We start from the raw sequence: 22,314 nt of genomic DNA on the forward strand, positions 1-22,314 counted from the left end.
TCCATTTTTTAAAATATGGTAAATTTCTGTCCCAATTAAAAGATGTTATTAAGTTTGTTTATAGAAGTAGAAAGGGATAAGGATGAATTATCAAATATTGTTGAAATGCTCTATTGCATTAATTGCTTGTTTTACAAGTATTCTCTCATATGCAAGTTCAATTGAAGGCTATTGGCGCAGTATTGATGATCGGACAGGTGAACAACTGACCATCATTGAAATAAGGAAAGCAACGGATAACACTTATCGCGGAAAAATCGTTTATATCTATCCGAATGCGCAAGGGGCGATCGTAACACATTGTGTTAACTGTCCACCGCCATATACAGGAAAGCCAGGTTTAGGTTTAGAAGTTTTAACTGGTTTGATTGAAGACCCCAATAAAGCAAATAGTTTTATTAATGGACGCATCTTAGAGAGCAAAACTGGAAAAGTGTACAAAGGTAAAGCTCGATTAAATGCAGATGGTAAGCATTTAAATATGCGCGGTTATGTTGGAATTTCGGCTTTGGGTAGAAATACGGTTTGGATACGCACAGATAGTGCGAACCCGTAATCATTTCTTTTTTAATATATGAATTGCTTAAAGTTTATTGTGATTTTAAACAATTAAATATCCACTCGTCTTGTTGACTGTCTAAGAACATTGGAATAAAAATGTATATCAGATGGATCTATTTTGCACTTAGGGAGAGCATATTATGCAAAAACATTCACTCATGAAAGGAATCGTGGGAATTTCATTTGCTCTATTCGCAACTGCTAATTTCGCGATGACACCTGAAGGCTTTTGGAAAAGTATTGATGACCGTACGGGCGAACAGCTTTCAATCGTAGAAATTAAAAAGAAACCTGATAATACTTATACAGGAACAATTGTATATCGTTACCCTGTTCCAGGTGGTGGTAGTGTATTAACTAATTGTGTGAAATGCCCTGAGCCTTTCAAAAACAAACCTATTTTAGGACTTCAGATCGCATCAGGTTTGCGAGAAGACCCTAAAAATCCAAACCATTTTATAGACGGAAAAATACTCGAACCTAAAACGGGCAATTTTTATAAAGGCAAAGCTCAGTTAAGTGCTGATGGTAAACGTTTACGCATGCGCGGATATATGGGGATCTCTGCTTTAGGTCGTACCCAAGTTTGGATTAGGACTGAGAGTGCCAATCCATAACCCTGTTGAACAAATAAATTTGGTTCAATATCTGGGTTTATATCTAAATGAATTCATGTCTAATCGTCTTTTAGTCATTTTATGAATTCATCTATGTAGATCAGTTTCAATGCTTTGATATTGAATCAGAGAGGTTTTTTATGCTATATCCTAAGAGATCGAACATAAAAAAGATTTTTCTTATTCAAAACGTTGAGGCTTCTATGTATAAAAATTCATTAAAGAAATGCCTAAAAAATCTTGTAAGTTGATAGAAATGTGAAGAATCTATTTTGTATTTAAAAAATAAAGTTATTGTTTACATGAATTATATCAGTTAGATAAGTTTTTTAAAGCAAAAGAACGCACCAGTAGAGTGAAAGTTCTAGTGAAGTGTGATAAGTTTCAATAATTAAACCTATAAAGATGAATGGGTTAGTTTTAAAAGACGGGGTTAGTATGCTAAATCAAATGTTTATGAAAGGAATCATGGGAGTTTCTATTGCTTTTTTAAGCATGACTGCTTTTTCAGCCTCGATCGAAGGTTATTGGAAAAGTATTGAAGAACGTACAGGTGAGCAACTTTCGATTGTTGAAATCCGTAAAGGGTCAGATGGTCGCTTTCATGGGAAAATTGTTTATCGTTATCCTAATGCTCGTGGTTTTTCCCTTGCGAACTGTACCAAGTGCCCAGCTCCAAATACCAATAAGCCAATTCTTGGCTTAGAAATTTTATCAGGTTTTAGAGAAGATCCAGATAAGCCAGATTCATATATTGACGGTCGAGTATTAGAAGCAACAAGTGGTAGAGTTTATAAAGGTAAAGCGGTCGTAACGGGTGAAGGTAAACGTTTACGTATGCGCGGTTATATGGGCGTTTCTGCCTTAGGTCGTACAGTCGTCTGGTTACGAACAGATAGTGCAAATCCTTAATTAGTGTAATAAAAACCTCGAAAATATTCCGAGGTTTTTTTATTAAATGTAAAAGTTAAACAGGGCATGGTAAGTTTTCGTCCTGCTGACCGATTTTTTTGGCGTTGATAAGTGCTTGGACTTTTTTACTTGGTAATTTTTCTTTTCCAAGTTCATCATAGGTATTCACGATATTCGTTACTTCTAAGCTGCTGAGTTCGATTCCTTCTGCTGTTAAAAAAACGGAAATGACATGATGATCCACACCTGCTTTTGCAAGATCATGGATCGCTTTAATATTTTCTAAACGATATAAGTGTGCTTTTAATTCCATCGTCTTAACCCTCGCTTGTTTGATTGTATTACCTACATTGGCATATAAACTTAAGCAATAACCGTGCACAAAATGTAAAGCGCATAAAAAAAATGTAATTCAAACCTTGGAATTTGGTTATTTTTGTAGCTTTTATTTAAAATTAGAAATAACAGTTGTTATTCTTTCTAAACAGAATTCCATTTTAATCAATTAATTTGAAAATTACTGAACTAAACCCCACTAAAAATACTTGAAACTAAGATATGGGCTTAAAGACAGCTTTTGTAAGTTGGCGTATGATCGAGTAATCAAGAAGTTTTGATAACAAGACCATCCGACATGATGAACGATAAGGAATACTGATGAATATTGCGGCACAGCCTCCTGTACAAGCAGATCAAACGATTTATTTAAAAGATTATCAAAAGCCATCATTCTTGGTTGAATCAATTAATTTAAATATTCAAGTTTATGATGATCATACGATTGTCGATTCTACACTGGTGATGAAGCGTCAGACTGCAGGTGAATTGGTTCTGTTAGGTCGTGATCTTGAATTAAAATCGGTTCAATTGAATGGGCAAACCCTTAGCGCTGAACAATATCATTTGGATACTGAACAATTGGTGATCACTGATGCACCAGATGAGGTCATTGTTCAAACTCAGGTGATTATCCATCCTGAATCCAATACGCAACTTGAAGGCTTATATAAAGCAGGTGATTTGTTCGTTACCCAAAATGAACCAGAAGGTTTCCGTAAAATCACCTTCTATCCAGATCGTCCAGATGTGCTTGCTGAGTTTACGACACGGGTAGAAGCAGATAAGAAATATCCTATATTGCTTGCAAATGGTAACTTGTTGGAAACGGGTGAAGCTGGGGAAAGTCGTCATTTTGCAATTTGGCAAGATCCAACCAAAAAGCCAAGCTATTTATTTGCCTGTGTAATTGGTGATTTGGCGGTACTGAAAGATCGTTACACCACATCAGAAGGTCGTGATGTTGCTCTTGAAATTTATGCAATCGATAAAGATATTCCAAAATGTCACATCGCAATGGAAGCATTAAAGCATTCGATGCGTTGGGACGAAGAACACTATGGTCGTCCGTATGATCTCGATAACTACATGATTGTCGCGGTCAGTCAGTTCAACATGGGTGCAATGGAAAATAAAGGTTTAAATATCTTTAATACATCTTGTGTACTTGCCGATGAGGAATACACCACTGATGCTGCGATTATGCGAGTTCAATCTGTAATTGCACATGAATATTTCCATAATTGGACAGGCAACCGAATTACCTGTCGTGACTGGTTCCAGTTGTGTTTAAAAGAAGGCTTAACGGTTTTCCGGGATCAGTCTTTCTCTGAGGATTTGCAATCAGCGGCCGTACAACGAATTGATGATGTAGCGGTATTGAAATCGCATCAATTCCCTGAAGATGCAGGACCATTATCACATCCACCTCGTCCAGACCATTTTGTTGAAATCAATAACTTCTATACCGCGACAGTGTATGAGAAGGGTGCTGAAATCAATCGCATGATGGCAACTTTATTGGGGAAAGAAAAATACCGTAAAGGCACAGATGAATATTTTCTGCGCCATGATGGGCAAGCGGTTACAGTTGAGGATTGGGTTGCGGCATTGAGCGCAGGTTCAGGTGTTGATCTCTCTAACTTCCTCACATGGTATAACCAACCGGGGACACCAAAGTTAGAAGCTCGAGGTGAATATGATGCTGCTGCACAGACTTACCGTTTAAGCTTCAAACAAAGCTTGAAAGCACATCCAAAATATCCAAACCTCAAAGCAGTGCCAATTCCTGTTGCTCTGGCATTATTTAATGCCAATACAGGTGAGCAATATACCTTGCATAGCACTGATCTGTTTGTGAATGAGGTCAAAGATGGCGTGTACTTATTTGATCAAGATGAAGCAATAATTGAATTTACAGGGGTGACTGAGCAACCTGTTGCCTCGTTATTACGTAATTTTTCTGCTCCTGTGAATTTAGTCTTTGATTATTCCAATGATGATCTTGCCTTCTTGATTCAGCATGAAACCAATGGCTTTAACCAATGGCAAGCGACACAAACTTTATTGGAACGTATTCTTTTAGAAGACCATAAGGTGGATACCTATATTCAGGCAATTAAAAATACCTTGCCTGACTTAGTAAATAAAGATCCGTTATTGGCATCACGTTTATTTGATGTACCAAGTGAAAACTATCTAGGCAGTCGTATTGATCAAGACTATGAGCCTGAATTGATTCGAGAGAAGCGTGAAGCTGTGCTGGATCATTTAGCACGTGATTTAGGCTCATTCTGGAAAGACACCTATTTGGCCTTAGATCCAGACCAGCAAAAAGAGTTCTCTTTGGCAATGGGCGTGCGTTCATTGAAAAATATCACCTTGAATATGTTGGCGCGTCAAGGTGATGAATCTGTGTTCGATTTGGCTTATACCCAATATCAACAAACAGGCAATATGTCTGAACGTTTAGGGGCATTACGCGTTTTGGTCTGGAATGATGCGCCACAAGCGCAAGCTGCACTTGCAGATTTCTATAAGCGTTTTAAAGATGAAGCCTTGTCTTTAGATCAATGGTTTAGCATCCAAGCATCGAATCCATGTGCGACAGCGGAAACGATTGAGTATCTGACTAAGCACGCCGATTATGATTTGGGAACACCGAACCGTATCCGTGCAGTGAGTGGTGGTTTATCAAATAACCCAGTCAATACATGGAGTTTTGGTGTAGATCATTTCATTGAGCTTGCCGCTTATTTGGATGAGAAAAATCCAATTTTAGGTTCGCGTTTATTACAAGTATTGTCTCGTTGGTATACTTTAGCTGAACCACAACGTAGTCAGGTGCAACAGGCGCTTAAGGCGTTGCACCCTAAAGTGAAATCGAAAAATGTAGCAGAAACATTGAACAGTATGCTAAACATTGAATAACACATTGTTTTTGTCAGAAAGGATGCTGTCTCAGCATCCTTTTTTACATGTTCTGGATTATCATTAGTTCACAGAAAGGATACTCATATTGTGGTGATATATGGCTTTGCGTCGCAAAACACCAGCGGATCGGTTGTTTTATGCCATTTTAGGGTTGTCGTTGGCCCTTGTTGCGGTCATCTATTGTGCGGTAAATCAGCCTAGTAGCCATTTACGCTTTGAAGTCAAAGAACGCCAAAAAATTTCGGTATTTGACGGGGAGCGATTGATATTACAGGATGTGGATTCAGTTGCGATTTCATCAGCAGGTGGGCAGAACCGAATACAGCTAAACGCAAATGACTTCACTGAAGACCCGCATTTTGTTGCAACCTATCCTGAGATGCAGCAATTTTTTATCAAGCAGAGCCAAGTTCATCAACTGATGAGCCAGCATCAGCAAATATTTTTGCATTCAGGCGATCATTCAAGCTCAACGCCATATCCTGTCAATATTCAGCCTAAACGAACGCTTCGAGATTTACCTTTTGGGTTCTGGTTTCAGCTTGCTGTCAGTTCGATTGGATTTTTGCTGGGCTGCTGGATTTGGGCATTGCGTCCCAATGAAATCGCCCCCCGTGTTTTTGCCTTACTCAATGCGGCCTATCCCGTATTTGCCTTTTCCGCAGCCATCTATAGCACCCGTGATCTGGCTTTAAATGCCGAATTATTTCGGGTACTGGTCGCAATCAATACGGGTGGTGCATTGCTATATGGCTGTGCATTAATCAGTCTATTCTTGGTGTACCCAAAGCAGTTGATCAGAACCCAATCGTTGTGGGCAATACCGATATTTTTCTCTGGTTGGTGGTTGCTTGATACCTTATTTCTTTTGCCTGAACCAAGCATGGGGGGCGATTTACCCGTTACTCTACAAATGCTGAGCGCAATTTTATGTATGGTTTGGCAATGGCGGGCAAACCGACATGATCCACGGGCAAAAGTGGCATTGCGCTGGTTTGCCTTATGGATTCTGGTCAGTAGCGGCGCATTTGTATTTTTGGTGCAGAGTACCCAGCTACTTGATATTCAGCTTAATATGTCACAAGGCTATTCGTTCGGTTTCTTCCTGTTTGTGACTATTGGTATTGCGATTGGCTTAAAACGCTATCAGTTATTTAGTCTGGACCGTTGGGCATTCGGAATTCTGTACTGGCTGGCAGGAGCGATTTTACTGGTGTTGCTGGATGCCTTTCTGGTGATGATGTTAAGCCCACTTATGTCACTCAGTCTGGCCATCCTGATTTGTGGTCTGGTTTGGTTGCCTGTCCGTGGCTGGCTACAGGCACGGCTGTTACAACGTAAAAAATTATCCGACAGCGAACTGTTTGAACGAATCTTGCAGGTCAGCTTTGCGGTGAATGAGCAGGAACGCCAGTTACAGTGGAAAGCCTTGTTGAATGACCTGTTTCAGCCTTTAAACCTTGAGATAAGTGAACAGAGAAATCATAGCCAAATCGAAGACAATGGACTGGTGCTCTATATCCCACAGGTGGCAGGGCTGGCGGCGATGCGTCTCAGCTATCCGCAGCAAGGCCGCCGTTTGTTTAGTGAATATGACCAGCAACTGATTCAGAATCTATTACCGTTTTTAGCTCAGGCAGTCGAGAGTCGGGTTGCCTATGACAATGGTGTGCGTGAGGAAAGACACCGTATCGCCCGAGATTTGCACGATGATCTGGGGGCAAAACTATTATCGGGTCTCTACCAGAAAGATGTGGATCAAGCCAAGCAGGCCATTCGTCAGGCGATTGCTGAAATGCGTACCATCGTCAATGGTCTGTTGGGTACAGGGGTTGAGTTAAATGTGATTTTGCAGGAATTTGAATATGAGGTTGCGACTCGCCTGCAAAGTTGTGGGATAGAACTAAATTGGCAACAAAACCTTGCAGACACACCCATTACCTTGAGTTATGCACAATACAGGCATTATATTTCTATGCTTCGGGAAATCATCAGTAATATAATGAAGCATGCCAATGCGCAAAAAGTGACGATTGACATTAGTTTGCTTGACTCACAACTGGTTTCAGTCATTTGTGATGATGGTGCTGGATTTGATGGTCAAACTAATCAGCCTGAGGGGAATGGGCTTAAAAACCTGAGGGAACGTGCAACTGAACTTTCGGCAACCCTGCATTTTCAGAGGCTGCCAGAAACACAAGGTTCAAGGGTAAAGTTGATTTTTCCATTATAGCGACTTTGGCAAAAAGCAATGGATGGTCAATATATAAATGGGTATAAACATGATTCGAACGGCATTGATTTTAGAAGATATACAGGAAGTCAATGCATGGATGAAACAGATGTTGCTTGAAACCTTTGCAGGCATTCGTATCCAGCAGGTTTATAGTGTAAAGGAAGCAAAGCAGGCATTATTGTCACAACATTATGATCTGGCCTTGATTGATCTTTCCTTGCCTGATGGAAAGGGAACAGAGGTGATTGACTGGCTGGAACAACATTCTGCCAATACCTTGAGTGTGGTGGTGACAATTTTTGAAGATGACCAATATCTGTTTGAGGCTATTTGTCATGGTGCAAAAGGGTACTTGCTGAAAGACCTTGAACCAACTCTATTTCAGCAGCATTTGAAAAACCTGATTGCTGGAATCCATGCCTTTTCCCCAAGCATGACGCAGAAACTGCTCAATTATGTCAAAACACATGAACAGCTCAATCAACAAAAGCAACAGGCCATACAGTCACTGACTTTAACAACTCGGGAAAAACAGGTCCTTGTCTATATTGCAAAAGGACATCAGGTCGCTGAAATCGCCTACGAATTAAAATTATCTGGCCATACCATAAATGGCTATATCAAGACAATTTATCAAAAACTGCATATTTCATCCCGTGCTGAAGCGGCACTGCTGGCACAGCAATATGGTTTAATTTGATACATTCTGTAGATACTTTTCACGTTTGATCACACGATCAATCTGGCGAGTGGATTTAGACAATACCTCAACAATAATCGTTGGGGTTTCTGTAAAAACACTGTCATCTGCTAAATCTGAACAATCAACCAGTACAGCAGGATAGAAATAACAGCCATCAATTTTGACTTTCATATCTGACATCATAGAACTGCAAGATTTTCCTTTTAAATGTATATGAAAGGCTGAATTTATATTACTGACAATATGATTATGCGCCGCTTTTGCCCCAGCCATTGCATAGCGTGTATGAAGAAGTATCACAACTCATTGAATATTCACATTGTAAGCAAGTTTTTGAAGTCAAAATAGATTTTAGGCTATCCCCCCTGAACTGGGGATACGCAGAAAACCCTAAAAGCGTTACTGTCATCACGAAAGGGATGAAATAACGAATGGGGTTCGTATGTTAAAAAAAAGTTTATTGAGTGCTTGTATTGCTGCCAGTGTTTTACTTACAGCATGTCATGATGACGATGATCAGCACAGTAATACATCACCAACACCGACCACAACCTACAGTAATTTAGCTGGAACAGCAGCTGTTGGGGCAGCGATTAAAAATGCCAGTGTTACAGCGAGTTGTAAAGATGGCACTGGGTTTAAAAATGAGGTTAAAACCAATGAACAGGGGGAATGGTCAGGGCAGGTGGATAGCACTAAACTACCTTGTGCATTGGAAGTGAAAGCATCAGATACCCAAACCTTACATGGTTATGCTGCAAAAGCGGGTAATGTCAATATTACACCATTTACTGATCTTGCTCTGGCTTTGGCAAGCTCACAAACGCCAAGTGACTGGTACAAAACCTATCAACCGATTTTAGAAACCACACTGAAAACTGCGGTAGATAATTTAACCAAGCAACTCAAAGCAGATGGTTATGTATTACCAGAAAACTTTGACCTATTAACAACTAAATTTGCAATTGATGATGCATTTGATAAGGCTCTGGATGCCTTTGCAGCGTCATTGGCTGCCAATCAAGCAACAATTAAAGACTACGCTGCCCTGATTGAGAAAGTAAAAGCAGGAGATGTGGCAGCAGTTCCTGATTTCGTTCCTGTAACTCCTGCCCCAGTAACAGAAACCTGTGCCAGCAAGAAACTACCTGTAGGCAAACTCAGTGATTTGATGAGCTATAGCGGTGATTACAGTGATAAAGGTACAGTGGTCTTGAATCTGAATGCAGCGACAGGAAAAGTTATTGCAAAAGGCACAACTGCAACCATTGCAGAAGTTTGTGGCGCAAATGTCCAAAATAATGGTACAAATTATTATGTAATTACTGACAAGGGATATGTGACACTATTTAAAGACAATGCAGGTAAATATTCTGCGGAAAGTGCAGATTTTACAGGTTTTTATGGTGAAAAAGCTACAGCCTCTCCACAACTTTGCGAGTCAAATGGTGCGGATGATAAGCTTGGCTTTAAGAATGCCCCGAATGATTTCTGTAGCTTTAGTAAGGCAAGTTCAGTTGCAATTACATCACCTGATATTTATACATTTTTTAATGCTGATAAAAAAGAAAATGTAAAAATCACGGTTGAAAATTCAGTTGTGAAAAGTGTTGCTGTTGAAAATAATAGTTATGCTTGGGCATGTGGTGTGGGAACAAATCCTGCCTGTAATGGTGTAACCGTAAAAGATGGACAGATCAATTCAAAACCTGCAAAAAGCTTCTATTTTAATAATACTGTATTAAAAGCAGTCAGTGGGACAACGCAAGATCTAACAGTTAAAAATAATAGTCTGTTGATGCATTTAGATAACAGTCAGTCGACTACACCGACACCTGCTACAAGCTGTGCAAAGAGTACCAATCAATGGGGTTGTATCACCATTACTGGATTAGCTTCGCCATTGATATTCGAACATAACTCAACTGTATGGGCGACACCAAGAGTTGGGCAGTTTAACGCATCTAATCAAACTGTAAATGTACAGTTCGCCCATAAAGCAAATCCACCACTAGAGGATGGTATAACGATTACCAAAGCTAATGCGACTGCTACTTATATCTCATTTGTACTAGGTTCAATAACTTGGTATCAATGTGGAACATATGCTTCGGAAACTTCTGTATGCCCTGGATTAAGTTTGGACACAGCAAACCGTACATTAACATTTAAAGATGTAAAACTTTCTCATCAAGCTGATCCAACGAAAATATTAACTGCCAATGGTATACTGAAATTTTAAAAATTCACTCTAATCTTAGCTGGGGCATCTATTGATGCCCTTTTTTATTTGACAATATTAATTGTCAAAAATAATATAAAAGCGATTTAAAAGAATGGATAGCTGAAATGGAAATAAAAACAATCACATTACCGACACGTAAAATCGAAGTTGAAGTGTATGCACCTGCACAAAGCTCTGAAAAAACGCCTGCTATTTTATTGCTGCATGAGTTGTTTGGCATACTGGATGTGTATCGGGAAGATGCGCAGGACTTGGCAAATCGTGGCTATCTGGTTTATGTACCCAATTTATTTAGTGGCGGTGCAGTCAAATATTGTATTCGTGCTATGGTGAGTAAGGCAGGACGTATCAATTCAGCTGATAGTGAAGTTAATCAAGAAATTCATGTCTTGTTAGATACGTTAAAGGCAGACCCAAGATCCAATGGTCGCTTGGGCATGTTGGGACAATGTTTAACGGGTGGTTATGTGATTCAAATGGCCAAGCGTGAGGACATGCTGGCACCTGTGGTTTATCATCATTCACTGGGAATTCAAGGTGCAGGTGTACCGAAAAAAGAATCTCTGGATGACATTCGCATTTTGCAGGGGCATTGGTCAAATGTTGATCCATTCTGTCCAGCAACCAAGCGCAACAAACTAATTCAGCAACTGGGTGATCGGGTTGAAGCCTATACCTATAACATGCCGCATGGTTTCCGCAGTGTCAGTCGTGGTCTACCTGAAGCAAAGGTAGTTTGGCAACGCACAGTTGAATTTTTTGATCGTGAATTAAAACAAAATACGGTATAAATAATATGCTTAGGCAAATATCACGTATAAATATTGATTCTTATAGAAAAAAATGAGAGGGGAAAATGTCACATACATACGAATATGCAGGTTTTTGGCTACGCTTTCTTGCGTCTATTATTGATTCGATTATTCTGATTGTTGCTTTGATTCCGATCATGATGATTATCGCACCAAATGCTGCAAGTGGTTTTACAGGCTGGACATGGTCAGATTGGCTTGGCCAGATTATTGGTGCAGTTTTTTATATTGTATGCTGGGTAAAATTTGCAGGAACACCTGGAAAACGTTTATTACGTTTAAAGGTACTGGATGAAAAAACAGGCGAAAACCTCACGGTTGGGCAAGCTATTCTTCGTTATATTGGTTATTTTCCATCTACGCTGGTTTTCTTTCTCGGTTTTATCTGGATTGCATTCGATAGTAAAAAACAAGGCTGGCATGACAAAATCGCAAAAAGTGTAGTTGTACGTGAGTTGTAACTTTAGATTTTCAAGATGAACACAAAAAAGTCGTCATGGTTGACGGCTTTTTTGTTTCTATCCACATGAAAATAAATGAATTGAGAGGCTATGTCTCATAAATGATATATCAGTCTTTTAAGCTTTCACATAGAATAAAATCGCATTGATAAAAATGAGAACAGTATGAGTTCAGAAGCACACTCGATCAGTTTAATTGCCCCTGTCGTTTTATTGGCCGCGGCCGTAATAGCTGTTCCTATTTTTAAACGAATAGGTTTGGGTTCGGTACTGGGTTACTTAATTGCAGGCTTGATCATTGGACCATTTGGCTTTGCTTTCTTCCAAGACTCCGCATCAATTTTACACATCGCAGAATTAGGAATCGTCATGTACCTGTTTGTGATTGGACTGGAAATGCAGCCTTCACATTTATGGGGACTCAGACGTGAAATCTTCGGTCTAGGCACTTTACAGATTGTAGCCTGTGCGACAGCACTGACAGGTGTGGGGCTTTTATTTGGATTTAAATGGCAAGTTGCATTTATTGGTGCAGCAGGTTTTGTACTGACGTCTACCGCAATTGTGATGCAACTCTTGGGTGATCGTGGTGATATTGCACAGCCACACGGTCAAAAAATTGTCGCAATTTTATTATTTGAAGACTTATTAATTGTCCCATTATTGGCAATTGTTGCTTTTATGGCACCGAATCATGTGGTGGAAAGTACCTCAGCACGTTTGGAAAATATAGGTATTGGTTTAATTGCAATTGCAGGTTTAATCGCCGCAGGTTATTGGTTGCTCAATCCTTTATTTAGATTGCTTGCTGCTGCAAAAGCACGAGAAGTGATGACTGCTGCTGCACTTTTAGTGGTATTAGGCGCTGCTTTATTGATGCAAGTTAGTGGCTTATCCATGGCAATGGGGGCATTTCTTGCAGGTGTGTTATTGTCAGAATCGACATTTAGACATCAGATTGAAGCTGATATTGAACCATTTCGAGGAATTTTATTAGGGCTATTTTTCCTTGGTGTTGGAATGTCGCTAGATTTATCGGTCGTGAAGCAAAACTGGCAACTGATTGTCAGTGGCGTTATTGCAATGATGTTTGCGAAATCACTCATGATTTATATCATTGCGCGAATAACCCAAAGTCGGCATACGGAAGCTTTGGATCGTGCTTTATTGATGGCGCAAGGCGGTGAGTTTGCTTTTGTTCTGTTTTCTGCGGCGCTCACTGCTCAGGTGATTGATAATACAGTTAAGTCGAATCTAACAGCAATTATTGTATTGTCTATGGTATTAACCCCAATCTTAGGCATTCTTTTTAAGCGATTTACTGAAACCAAAGATTCAGTTTCTCTTGATAATGTTGATATAGCTGAAGGTCTAAGTGGCAGTATTCTAATGATTGGTTTTGGTCGTTTTGGTCAGGTGACAAGTCAATTACTCTTGGCAAGAGGGGTTGATGTGACAATTATTGATAATGACATCGACATGATTCAAAACGCAGAAAAATTTGGTTTTAAAATCTACTACGGCGATGGCTGTCGTCTCGATATTTTGCATGCTTCAGGGGCTTCGGCGGCAGAAGCAATCGTCATCTGTGTCGACAGTAAACAAACAACCAATCGAATTGTGGAATTGGTGACACATGAATTTCCATTAGCCAAAGTCTTGGTTCGTTCTTATGATCGGGAGCATTCACTACATTTGGTCAAACAAAAAGTCGATTATATGATTCGTGAAACCTTTGAATCTGCGGTTAAATTCGGTGAAGTCATTTTAGAGCAATTAGGTGTCGATGAACATGAGGTTCGTATGATCTCAAATGAAATTCGAGAACGTGATAATGAGCGTTTTGAAACTGAAATTGCTGCGGATGATGTCTATGCTGGGGTGGGTTTACAATACTCACATTCTCATCCTCGACCTACAGCACCATTGATTCGACCTAAACAAGCAGGACGAATTTTAAATGGTGAAGAAACTGAAAAGGATGTAGAAGATAGGTAAATCGATTTTGAAATCAAATGGATTTAAATAAGTCTTAGCTAGACTAAACTAAGACTTATTTTTTAATTTAAATTTGAATAAAACTAAAACAAAAATACCCAATAAAAGCCCCCAAAATGCAGAACCAATTCCCCAAAATTGAACTCCTGATGCGCTACATAAAAAGGTGAGTAATGCTGCTTCTCGTTCTTCTACGTTTGCAAAAGCCACTGCAATGTTATGGCTAATCGTGGCAAATAGGGCAATACCTGCAAGTGCAACAATAAAAATAGGCGGAAATGACATGAGTAAGCTGACTAAGGTTACAGCGAAAAGCCCCATTAAAATATAAAACAAACCACAGCTTATACCTGCAATATAGCGTTTGCTCGGATCAGGATGCACTTGATCATCTAAGCTGACTGCTGCACTAATCGCGGCTAAATTGATCGAGAAACAACCAAAAGGGGCGAAAATCGTATGTGCAATGCCTGTCCAGCCTATAATTTGATTGACGTGTGGGTGATAACCATAGCTTTTAATCATGGCAATACCGGGCAAATTTTGTGAAGTCATATTGATGACAAACAACGGTAAGGCTAGACCCAGTAATGCAGACCATGAAAATGAAGGTTGCATCCATACAGGTTGAGTAAAAGACCAAGTGATTGAATGTAATTGAAAATCAATAAAGAGCGGGCAAATCATCGCTCCTAAAATCACTGTCAGCACAATGCTATAACGAGGCAATAAGCGTTTTGACACAAGATAAATTGCTAACATGCTTAAGATAAAGCCGAGTTGACTTTCTAAGCTGCTAAAGATTTGAATCCCAAATTTTAATAAAATCCCAGCAAGCATCGCACATGTGAGGCTTTGAGGAATATGCGCCAGTAACTTTTGGAAAATGCCTGAAAATCCAACGATTGCGATTGCGACGCCACAAATTAAGAAAGCACCAATTGCTTCATACAAATCATAATGGCCAGTCGATGCAATGATCAGTGCAATCCCTGGGGTTGACCATGCTGTAGCAACTGGATATTTATATTTCCAAGATAAGATGAGTCCTGATAATCCAATCGCCAAACCTAATGCCCAAAACCAAGAGCTGATTTGTGCTGTATTTGCACCGAGAGATTGCGCCCCTTGAATGACCAGTACCGCAGAAACACTAATTCCAATCAGGAAGGTAATAAAGCCAGCAAAAACGGCAGGAATCGAAAAATCTTGAATTAGACGTTGCATCAAGGCATCTATACTTGATTAAAATTTGTTGAAAAGTATATCGTTAATTCAGCGGAAATCGTAGTTTAAAAATGATTGAATTAATTGATCATATGATCAAAACAGAGTTATGCAAGGGTAGAGGTTGCTAGTCGTAATCCAAAAATAAAGAATAAAATACCCACGCTACAAACACCTCCAGCGGCAAGTTTGTAATTATGTTTGAAAAAGTTTGCTAATTTAACACCTGAAAAAATCAGAGCAGTCAGATAGGTAAAACTGACCAGTTGCACAATAATGGCTAAGATCAGAAAGCTGAGTGCTGGATAAGCATAATTGGGTTGTACAAATTGCACGAAAAAAGACAGGAAAAACAGAATCGCTTTAGGATTGAGTAAACTGATACTGAGTGCGGTACGATAGGGATGAATTTGGTCTAAACGAGGTAAATCAGCCATTTCTGTAGGGTGTGCAGGCTTATTCCATGTCTGATAGGCACTTTGTAATAGCTTGAAGCCTAGATAGGCGAGATAACAAGCGCCTGTTAATTTTAAAACGATAAATAAAATCGGGAAGGCTTTTAATAATGATGCCGCACCTAAGACCGTACACAGGATTAAAATAGAATCACCTGTGAATACGCCACATGCCGCAGCATAACCTGTACGAATACCATAGCGTGAAGCGACCGACATCACATATAAAGAGTTTGGGCCAGGCAATAACACAATTAAGATTGTACCAATAATGAAAGTGGTTAAATCTGTTATGCCGAACACAATCTACTCATTAAAAACCGATTTTCATTAATATAACAAAAATCGGTTTTTATAGGTGAAAAATAAACTAATTAAGGTCGAATCTCTGCATCAATACCAAAAGATTGACGCAGTAATAAACTCAAATGATCACGTGCTTTGATAAAGCCATCAATACCACCTTGTAGTAATTGGAAAGCCATTAAATCTTGCTCAAGTTCAGCTTTAAAACTTTCTTTGGTCTGGGCAGAACGTTCAATTTTCTCAGCTTGTTGCGCCGAAGTTGAGTTGAGTTGGGCTTCAACAACCTGTTGATCTTGTTCAAGTTGAGCCAATAGATTTGGTGCAATTGTGAGTAAGTCACAACCTGCTAAACCAAGGACTTGTGCTGTGCTACGGAAACTTGCTCCCATGACCTGTGTCGCAATGCCGTGTTGTTTGTAATAGTTATAAATTTTCTTGACTGAAAGTACACCTGGATCGTTTTCGATCGGGTATTGCTCAACACCTTCCGCTTTTTTATACCAGTCTAAAATACGACCAACAAAAGGAGAAATTAGGGTTACTTTTGCATCTGCGCAAGCTTGAGCCTGATGCAAACCAAACAATAAGGTGAGGTTACATGGAATCCCTTCAGCCTCTAAAACTTTAGCTGCTTGAATGCCTTCCCACGTTGACGCGATCTTGATCAAGATACGAGATTGCTCAATACCATAGCCTTGGTAAAGTTTAGAAAGTTCACGCGCTTTGGCAATCGTCGCATCAGTATCATAAGAAAGAGAAGCATCGACTTCAGTTGAAACACGTCCATCGATCAATTTTAAAATTTCAACGCCAAACTTCACTGTCAAAATATCAATGGTGCGTTCAATCAGTTCATCACTTTGATAACCTTCTTGTTTTGCTTGTGTATAAGCTTCTTCAATCAGTTGCTTACTTTCAGGTTGTTCAGCCGCTGCTGTAATAAGTGATGGATTGGTTGTTGCATCTAAGGGACGAAATTTTTCAATCGCTTCTAGATCACTACTATCGGCAACAACGGTTGTTAAATTTTTTAATTGGTGTAATGCAGTCTGAGTCATTGATATAGCGTTCTTACTTAAAAAAAATTATGGATAACTTCTTTATAGCACAATCTACAGGAAAGCAAAGCATCGCTTTTAATACATTTAAATCTGAGTAATTTAGTCGCTTTTCCTAGGTTGTTGCCGTTGTTGTCGAATGTGCTCAATCAAAAATCTAGCAGCAACACCTAACTTGCTTTCTCGACTCCAGACTAAATCAACATAGTATTCAAACTTTGGGGTGAAATCATAAAGTTGCAAAACTTTTAATTTTTTCTTTAATTCAGGGTTTTCATTAAACATTTCTAAGGGTAAAACACCCCAACCTAAATTCCGAAGAATCATCATACAAGCAGAATGATGATTATCTGTACGCCAATAATCTTTAGAAAATAACAATTCAGGTTTAATGCTATGATCACGGCTAGCGACCACGATTTGGCGTGTCTGCACCATTTGCTCAAATGAAATTTGCTCAAATTGGGCTAAAGCATGACCTTGAGCAATCACTGGAACAAGAGCTTCTCTTTTTAATTCAACAAATTGTTCACGACTATCTAATTGTTCTCGTTCAAATATCAGTGCAAGTTGTGCAGACTGATCGAGTAACATCTGTAAAGCATCTTCCTGAGGAGCAGAAAAAATATTAATAGTCAGATTTGGAAAATGTTGTTCAAGCAACGTAATGTAATCGGTCCAATTGGTATGTAGCAATTCAGAAACCACGACAATGTTTAAAGTTGACTCTAGTCCAGCGCTGAGTGCATGAGCATGTTGTTTCCATTGATTGATTTCAATCAAAAGTTTTTGAGTTTTCTCATATAAAACCATTGCCGCAGGTGTTGGTGTAGGTTCACGTCCAATTCGCTCGAATAAATTGAGATTCAGATCAATTTCTAAATTGGCAATTGACATACTCACTGCCGAAGGAACTTTGCCGAGTTTCCGCGCAGCAGCCGAAAATGAACCTGTTTCGATTACGGTCTGAAACATGAGAAGTTGTTCTTGATTAAGATTCATCTGTCAAAACCAATCTATCAAAAAAAGTGAAAGAACCTGATTGGATTAATCAAAATTATAAAAATAAAATGGCGCGTATCCAAATAAAAGAGTGTTAGAAAATGTTGATTTCCAGAAGAAGACTCATTCATGCAATTAGCTATGAAGTGATCTTATTGGTCATCATCGCAATTGCGTTAAGTTCTATTTTTAGTATGCCTTTAGAGGTGACTGGTATTCTAGGTGTAATCATGGCCATCATTTCAGTGATTTGGAACATGATTTTTAACCATTATTTTGAGAAAGTTGAACATAAATATCAGTGGAAACGAACGATTCCTGTGCGTATCTTGCATGCGGTTGGTTTTGAGGGTGGTTTGATGCTTGCGACCATTCCAATTATTGCTTATATGATGAAGATGAGCTTTATTGATGCATTAATTTTAGATTTTGGTCTAACGATGTGTATTTTGGTTTATACCTTTATCTTCCAATGGTGTTATGACATGGTAGAAGAGCGTTTCTTTCCTGATGTGAAATTTGCATCTTGATATATAAATAAAGGCATTGTTTAGTAGACTCTTTTAAACAATGCCTTAAAAGCACATAATTGATTAAAATAAAAAGGATTTTTGATACTTATTATGGATACGGATCATTTCTGGAAAACTTTTGTGATAATTCATGGTTTCGTTATTTCTTTTATATATTGATCTATATGGTAGCTGATCAATTGTCTTAGAAGCTAAATAGCCTAAGTAGATCTCAAACAGAATAGAAAATTCACATCCCTAAAAAAACTCCATGCTAAACTAAGCGCATTGTCTTTTCGATTACATGATTTTCTCTATGTTTCAACAAGAAATCTTTCAATTAAACCTACAACAATTCAAAGCAGGTGAAAAGCGCTGGATTGGTTCCTTACGTGGATCATCCGCCGCATTATTATTTAAAGAAATTGCCACGCAAAGTTCAAATCTATATGTGATTGTTGCGAGAAATAATCAGCATCTTGCTCAGCTCGAAAGTGAACTTGAATTTTACGGAATAAAACCAACGATTTTTCCTGATTGGGAAATTTTGCCTTATGACCGTTTATCTCCGCATCAAGATATTGTTTCTGAACGTTTGGCGATTTTAGCGAATATGCCACAAAAGGGTATTCTACTGGTTTCTGCCAGTACCTTAGCGCAACGTGTTGCACCGTACTCATGGGTGGTTGGTGAACACTTTGATATTAAAGTTGGACAACGACTTAATTTGGAAGCACAGAAAAAGCAACTGGTGCAGGCGGGTTATCGTTTGGTTGATACTGTTTATGATCATGGAGAATTTGCAGTTCGTGGCAGTATCATGGACATTTATGCATCTGGACAAGATCAACCGATTCGAATTGATTTATTTGATGATGAAATTGAAAGCTTAAAATTTTTTGATCCAGAAACGCAGAGAACCACTGAGTCTTTAAAAAACTTCACTGTTTTACCAGCAAAAGAATTTCCTTTAAAAGAGGGACGTTCTACCTTTAGAGATCGTTACGCAGAAAGTTTTCCAACTGCGAATCCTAAGAAAAACCCAATTTATCAAGATGTACTTGAAGGAATTGCAACACCGGGATTAGAGTTTTATTTACCTTTATTCTTTGAGAAAAAGGTGATGGAAGCGCAAAGTATGCTTATGACATACTTACCAAAGAATTGCGTTGTCATTAAAAATAACGAAGTTGAAGATGAATTAATCAATTTTTGGAAAGAAGTGGTTCGGCGTTATGAAGATCGCCGTCATAACATCGACCAACCAATTCTTCCGCCTGAAGAGCTTTTTTTAATGCCAAATCATGTGTTACAGGCATTAAACCAATTTCCAAGGATTTTAGCTTCAGCAGAACCATTTGACGAAAAAGTAGGTGTTTTAAATCTTGCAGCAGAACAACCACCAAAGCTTGCAGTTGATCCTAAAAAAGAACAGCCCTTTGAAGCAGTTAAACATTATATCGACCAAGTTAAACATCCTGTTTTATTGGTAGCAGAAAGTGCAGGTCGGCGTGAAACCTTAAAAGATGCATTACGTTCAGTTCTAGGTGAAATTCAAAATGTAGAGAGTTTTGTCCAATTTCAGAAAGACAAGCTACAAGTTGCAATCACAAGCGCACCATTAGATCGTGGACTCGTGCTCAGCAATCAACTCTCAGTCATTTCTGAAAATCAACTCTATGAACATCGGGTAGTACAACGACGTCGTAAGCGTCAGCAAGAAGTTTCTGAAGAATTTCTTGTTCGAAGCTTAACCGAACTGAGTATTGGTGCGCCTGTAGTACATATCGATCATGGTGTTGGGCGTTATGCAGGCTTAATTACCTTAGAAATTGATCAACAGGATCATGAGTTTTTACAGCTCGATTATGCAGATGGTGCAAAAGTTTATGTGCCTGTCACCAATTTACACCTGATCAGCCGTTATAGTGGTGGCGATCCTGACTTAGCACCTTTACATAAATTAGGTACAGATACATGGAGTAAAGCCAAGCGGAAAGCTTTAGAGCAAATCCATGATGTTGCGGCTGAGTTGTTACATATTCAGGCCCGTCGTCAATCGAAACCGGGTTTTGCTTTTGAGCTCGATCATACTGGATATATGCAATTCTCTAGTGGTTTTGCCTATGAAGAGACTTTAGACCAAGCCAACGCGATTGAAGCAACCCTCCACGATATGCAGCTTGCCAAACCAATGGATCGTTTGGTCTGCGGTGATGTCGGTTTTGGTAAAACCGAAGTGGCGATGCGAGCAGCTTTTGTTGCAGTCCAAAACAACAAGCAAGTTGCGGTATTAGTTCCTACTACGCTATTGGCACAGCAGCATTATGAGTCCTTTAAAGATCGTTTTGCTGATACTGCGGTGCGCATTGAAGTGCTGTCTCGTTTTGGTAGTAATAAAACGCATTTGAAAACGATTGAAGACTTAGCTGAAGGCAAAGTTGATATTGTGGTGGGAACACATAAAATCCTGCAAGAAAACATTCAATTCAAGAATCTTGGATTAATGATTGTTGATGAGGAACATCGTTTTGGTGTTCGTGATAAAGAACGGATTAAAGCCTTACGTGCCGATGTAGATATGCTGACGCTAACGGCGACGCCGATTCCACGAACTCTGAATATGGCATTTTCTGGAATGCGAGATCTTTCGATTATTGCAACGCCGCCCGCCCGCCGTTTAGCCGTCAAAACTTTTGTTCAAGAACATACGGATGACTCAATTAAAGAAGCGATTTTGCGTGAGTTGTTACGTGGTGGTCAGGTTTATTTATTACATAATGAAGTTGAAACCATTGAAAGAGCAGCAGAAACGATTCGTAATTTAGTCCCAGAAGCACGTGTTGCAGTTGCACATGGACAAATGCGCGAACGTGAACTTGAGCAGGTCATGCAGCAGTTCTATCACAAAGAATATAATGTTCTTGTATGTTCAACCATTATCGAAACGGGTATTGATGTACCGAATGCCAATACGATTATCATTGAAAGAGCAGATAAGTTAGGTTTGGCGCAATTGCATCAATTACGTGGCCGTGTTGGACGTTCACATCACCAAGCGTATGCTTATTTACTCGTTCCATCACTTAAACATCTCAAAGGTGATGCGGAAAAACGTCTTGATGCCATTCAACGTGCTTCAACATTGGGCGCAGGATTCATGCTTGCAACTGAAGACTTAGAGATTCGGGGTGCGGGTGAATTACTCGGTGAGCAGCAAAGTGGTTCGATGCAAGCGATTGGTTATAGCTTGTATATGGAAATGCTCGAGAAAGCGACCAAAGCCATCCAAAAAGGCAAGACTCCGAACTTTGATGCGCCTTTATCATTAACTGCTGAAATCAACCTGCACATGCCGGCCCTGATTCCTGATGACTATCTGGGTGATGTACATCAACGTTTATTGTTCTATAAACGCATCAGTAATACTGATACGCAGGAAAAACTCGATAACATCCGTATGGAGTTGATTGACCGTTTTGGTATTCCACCGCAACCCGTTAAGCAACTATTCAGCGTTCATCAAATACGTTTAAGGGCAGAGCAACTGGGTATTACCAAAGTGGATATCAATAGCAATGGCGGTTATATCGAATTTTCGCCCGATACACCTGTGCAGGCGATCAGTATTATTCAGCTTATGCAGAAAAATCCGACCTATTATCGTATGGAGGGTGGGCAGCGCTTGAAAGTCATGGTGCAACTGGCTGAGTATGACAAGCGTATTCAGTTTATCGTTGAGCTACTGAATAAATTGCTGGGTGAGTTGTATGGTTAGTTGAAAAATAGATTGATGTTTAATTAAGCGAATATAGGTTTGTCGGTGAAAAATAAACATTTTTTGATCGGATGTTGCGCCAATAAATAAGGAAAATCATTGTTATTTGTAATCAAACAGGCGACTAATAATATTCACATCAAAACTGATGTGATAGTATT

Annotated in this window: 18 protein-coding genes; 12 read left to right on the plus strand and 6 right to left on the minus strand. The window is 39.3% G+C overall.

The genetic code is table 11. The features are described 5' to 3' along the window. Positions 1–82 precede the first annotated feature (82 nt). The 3 genes from M5121_RS00965 to M5121_RS00975 all read left to right on the plus strand — a co-directional run bounded on the left by M5121_RS00965 (position 83) and on the right by M5121_RS00975 (position 2,090). Entirely contained in the window at positions 83–556 is a 474-nt protein-coding gene (locus M5121_RS00965) for a DUF2147 domain-containing protein (protein ID WP_249570003.1), read from the plus strand. A 145-nt stretch (positions 557–701) separates the two neighbouring features. Next, a complete protein-coding gene (locus M5121_RS00970; protein WP_249570004.1) occupies positions 702–1,178 on the plus strand; it encodes a DUF2147 domain-containing protein in 477 nt (158 codons plus the stop codon). A 438-nt stretch (positions 1,179–1,616) separates the two neighbouring features. Continuing rightward, positions 1,617–2,090: a DUF2147 domain-containing protein gene (locus M5121_RS00975; protein WP_249570005.1), complete on the plus strand. Its 474-nt coding sequence runs from the start codon at positions 1,617–1,619 to the stop codon at positions 2,088–2,090. A 55-nt stretch (positions 2,091–2,145) separates the two neighbouring features. Here M5121_RS00975 and M5121_RS00980 read toward each other — a convergent pair whose 3' ends face one another. Then, positions 2,146–2,403 carry a hypothetical protein gene (locus M5121_RS00980; protein WP_249570006.1) on the minus strand — a complete coding sequence of 86 codons (258 nt, stop codon included), beginning with the start codon at positions 2,401–2,403 and terminating at the stop codon, positions 2,146–2,148. 344 nt (positions 2,404–2,747) lie between these two features. Here M5121_RS00980 and pepN point away from each other — a divergent pair, with 344 nt between their 5' ends. The 3 genes from pepN to M5121_RS00995 all read left to right on the plus strand — a co-directional run bounded on the left by pepN (position 2,748) and on the right by M5121_RS00995 (position 8,296). Then, complete coding sequence (pepN, locus tag M5121_RS00985) at positions 2,748–5,357, plus strand: aminopeptidase N (RefSeq protein WP_249570007.1); 2,610 nt, start codon at positions 2,748–2,750, stop codon at positions 5,355–5,357. A 100-nt stretch (positions 5,358–5,457) separates the two neighbouring features. Beyond that, positions 5,458–7,593: a sensor histidine kinase gene (locus M5121_RS00990; protein ID WP_249570008.1), complete on the plus strand. Its 2,136-nt coding sequence runs from the start codon at positions 5,458–5,460 to the stop codon at positions 7,591–7,593. 49 nt (positions 7,594–7,642) lie between these two features. Further along, positions 7,643–8,296, plus strand: a complete 654-nt coding sequence (locus tag M5121_RS00995; protein WP_249570009.1) for a response regulator transcription factor — start codon at positions 7,643–7,645, stop codon at positions 8,294–8,296. Here the strand turns inward: M5121_RS00995 and M5121_RS01000 are convergent. Then, positions 8,288–8,572: a Uma2 family endonuclease gene (locus M5121_RS01000; protein WP_249570010.1), complete on the minus strand. Its 285-nt coding sequence runs from the start codon at positions 8,570–8,572 to the stop codon at positions 8,288–8,290. The genes M5121_RS00995 and M5121_RS01000 overlap by 9 nt on opposite strands. A gap of 169 nt (positions 8,573–8,741) precedes the next feature. On the opposite strand from M5121_RS01000, the gene M5121_RS01005 reads away from it, so the two are divergent. The 4 genes from M5121_RS01005 to M5121_RS01020 all read left to right on the plus strand — a co-directional run bounded on the left by M5121_RS01005 (position 8,742) and on the right by M5121_RS01020 (position 13,815). After that, the gene (locus M5121_RS01005; protein WP_249570011.1) at positions 8,742–10,541 is read left to right on the plus strand and encodes a hypothetical protein; all 1,800 of its coding nucleotides are present in this window, start codon (positions 8,742–8,744) and stop codon (positions 10,539–10,541) included. Positions 10,542–10,648: 107 nt separating this feature from the next. Next, the gene (locus M5121_RS01010) at positions 10,649–11,335 is read left to right on the plus strand and encodes a dienelactone hydrolase family protein (protein ID WP_249570012.1); all 687 of its coding nucleotides are present in this window, start codon (positions 10,649–10,651) and stop codon (positions 11,333–11,335) included. A 65-nt stretch (positions 11,336–11,400) separates the two neighbouring features. Then, a complete protein-coding gene (locus M5121_RS01015; RefSeq protein WP_249570013.1) occupies positions 11,401–11,817 on the plus strand; it encodes an RDD family protein in 417 nt (138 codons plus the stop codon). Positions 11,818–11,982: 165 nt separating this feature from the next. Further along, a complete protein-coding gene (locus M5121_RS01020) occupies positions 11,983–13,815 on the plus strand; it encodes a monovalent cation:proton antiporter-2 (CPA2) family protein (RefSeq protein WP_249570014.1) in 1,833 nt (610 codons plus the stop codon). A gap of 48 nt (positions 13,816–13,863) precedes the next feature. On the opposite strand, the gene M5121_RS01025 is transcribed toward M5121_RS01020, so the two are convergent. The 4 genes from M5121_RS01025 to aceR form a co-directional block, all read right to left on the minus strand. Further along, entirely contained in the window at positions 13,864–15,042 is a 1,179-nt protein-coding gene (locus M5121_RS01025) for a benzoate/H(+) symporter BenE family transporter (RefSeq protein WP_249570015.1), read from the minus strand. 107 nt (positions 15,043–15,149) lie between these two features. Further along, positions 15,150–15,800, minus strand: a complete 651-nt coding sequence (gene leuE, locus M5121_RS01030) for a leucine efflux protein LeuE (RefSeq protein WP_249570016.1) — start codon at positions 15,798–15,800, stop codon at positions 15,150–15,152. Between the two features lie 71 nt (positions 15,801–15,871). Further along, positions 15,872–16,861 (minus strand): transaldolase, encoded by a 990-nt coding sequence (gene tal / locus M5121_RS01035; RefSeq protein WP_249570017.1) that lies wholly within the window; start codon positions 16,859–16,861, stop codon positions 15,872–15,874. A gap of 102 nt (positions 16,862–16,963) precedes the next feature. Further along, positions 16,964–17,863: an HTH-type transcriptional regulator AceR gene (gene aceR / locus M5121_RS01040; RefSeq protein ID WP_249570018.1), complete on the minus strand. Its 900-nt coding sequence runs from the start codon at positions 17,861–17,863 to the stop codon at positions 16,964–16,966. 101 nt (positions 17,864–17,964) lie between these two features. On the opposite strand from aceR, the gene aceI reads away from it, so the two are divergent. Together aceI and mfd are read left to right on the plus strand one after the other, a co-directional pair. Next, complete coding sequence (gene aceI, locus M5121_RS01045; RefSeq protein WP_249570019.1) at positions 17,965–18,393, plus strand: chlorhexidine efflux PACE transporter AceI; 429 nt, start codon at positions 17,965–17,967, stop codon at positions 18,391–18,393. 298 nt (positions 18,394–18,691) lie between these two features. Then, positions 18,692–22,153, plus strand: coding sequence for a transcription-repair coupling factor (gene mfd / locus M5121_RS01050; protein WP_249570020.1), 3,462 nt, complete (start codon positions 18,692–18,694; stop codon positions 22,151–22,153). Positions 22,154–22,314 lie beyond the last annotated feature (161 nt).

The organism is Acinetobacter sp. ANC5681 (genome assembly GCF_023488045.1).
In the GTDB taxonomy this organism is placed as follows: Bacteria; Pseudomonadota; Gammaproteobacteria; order Pseudomonadales; family Moraxellaceae; genus Acinetobacter.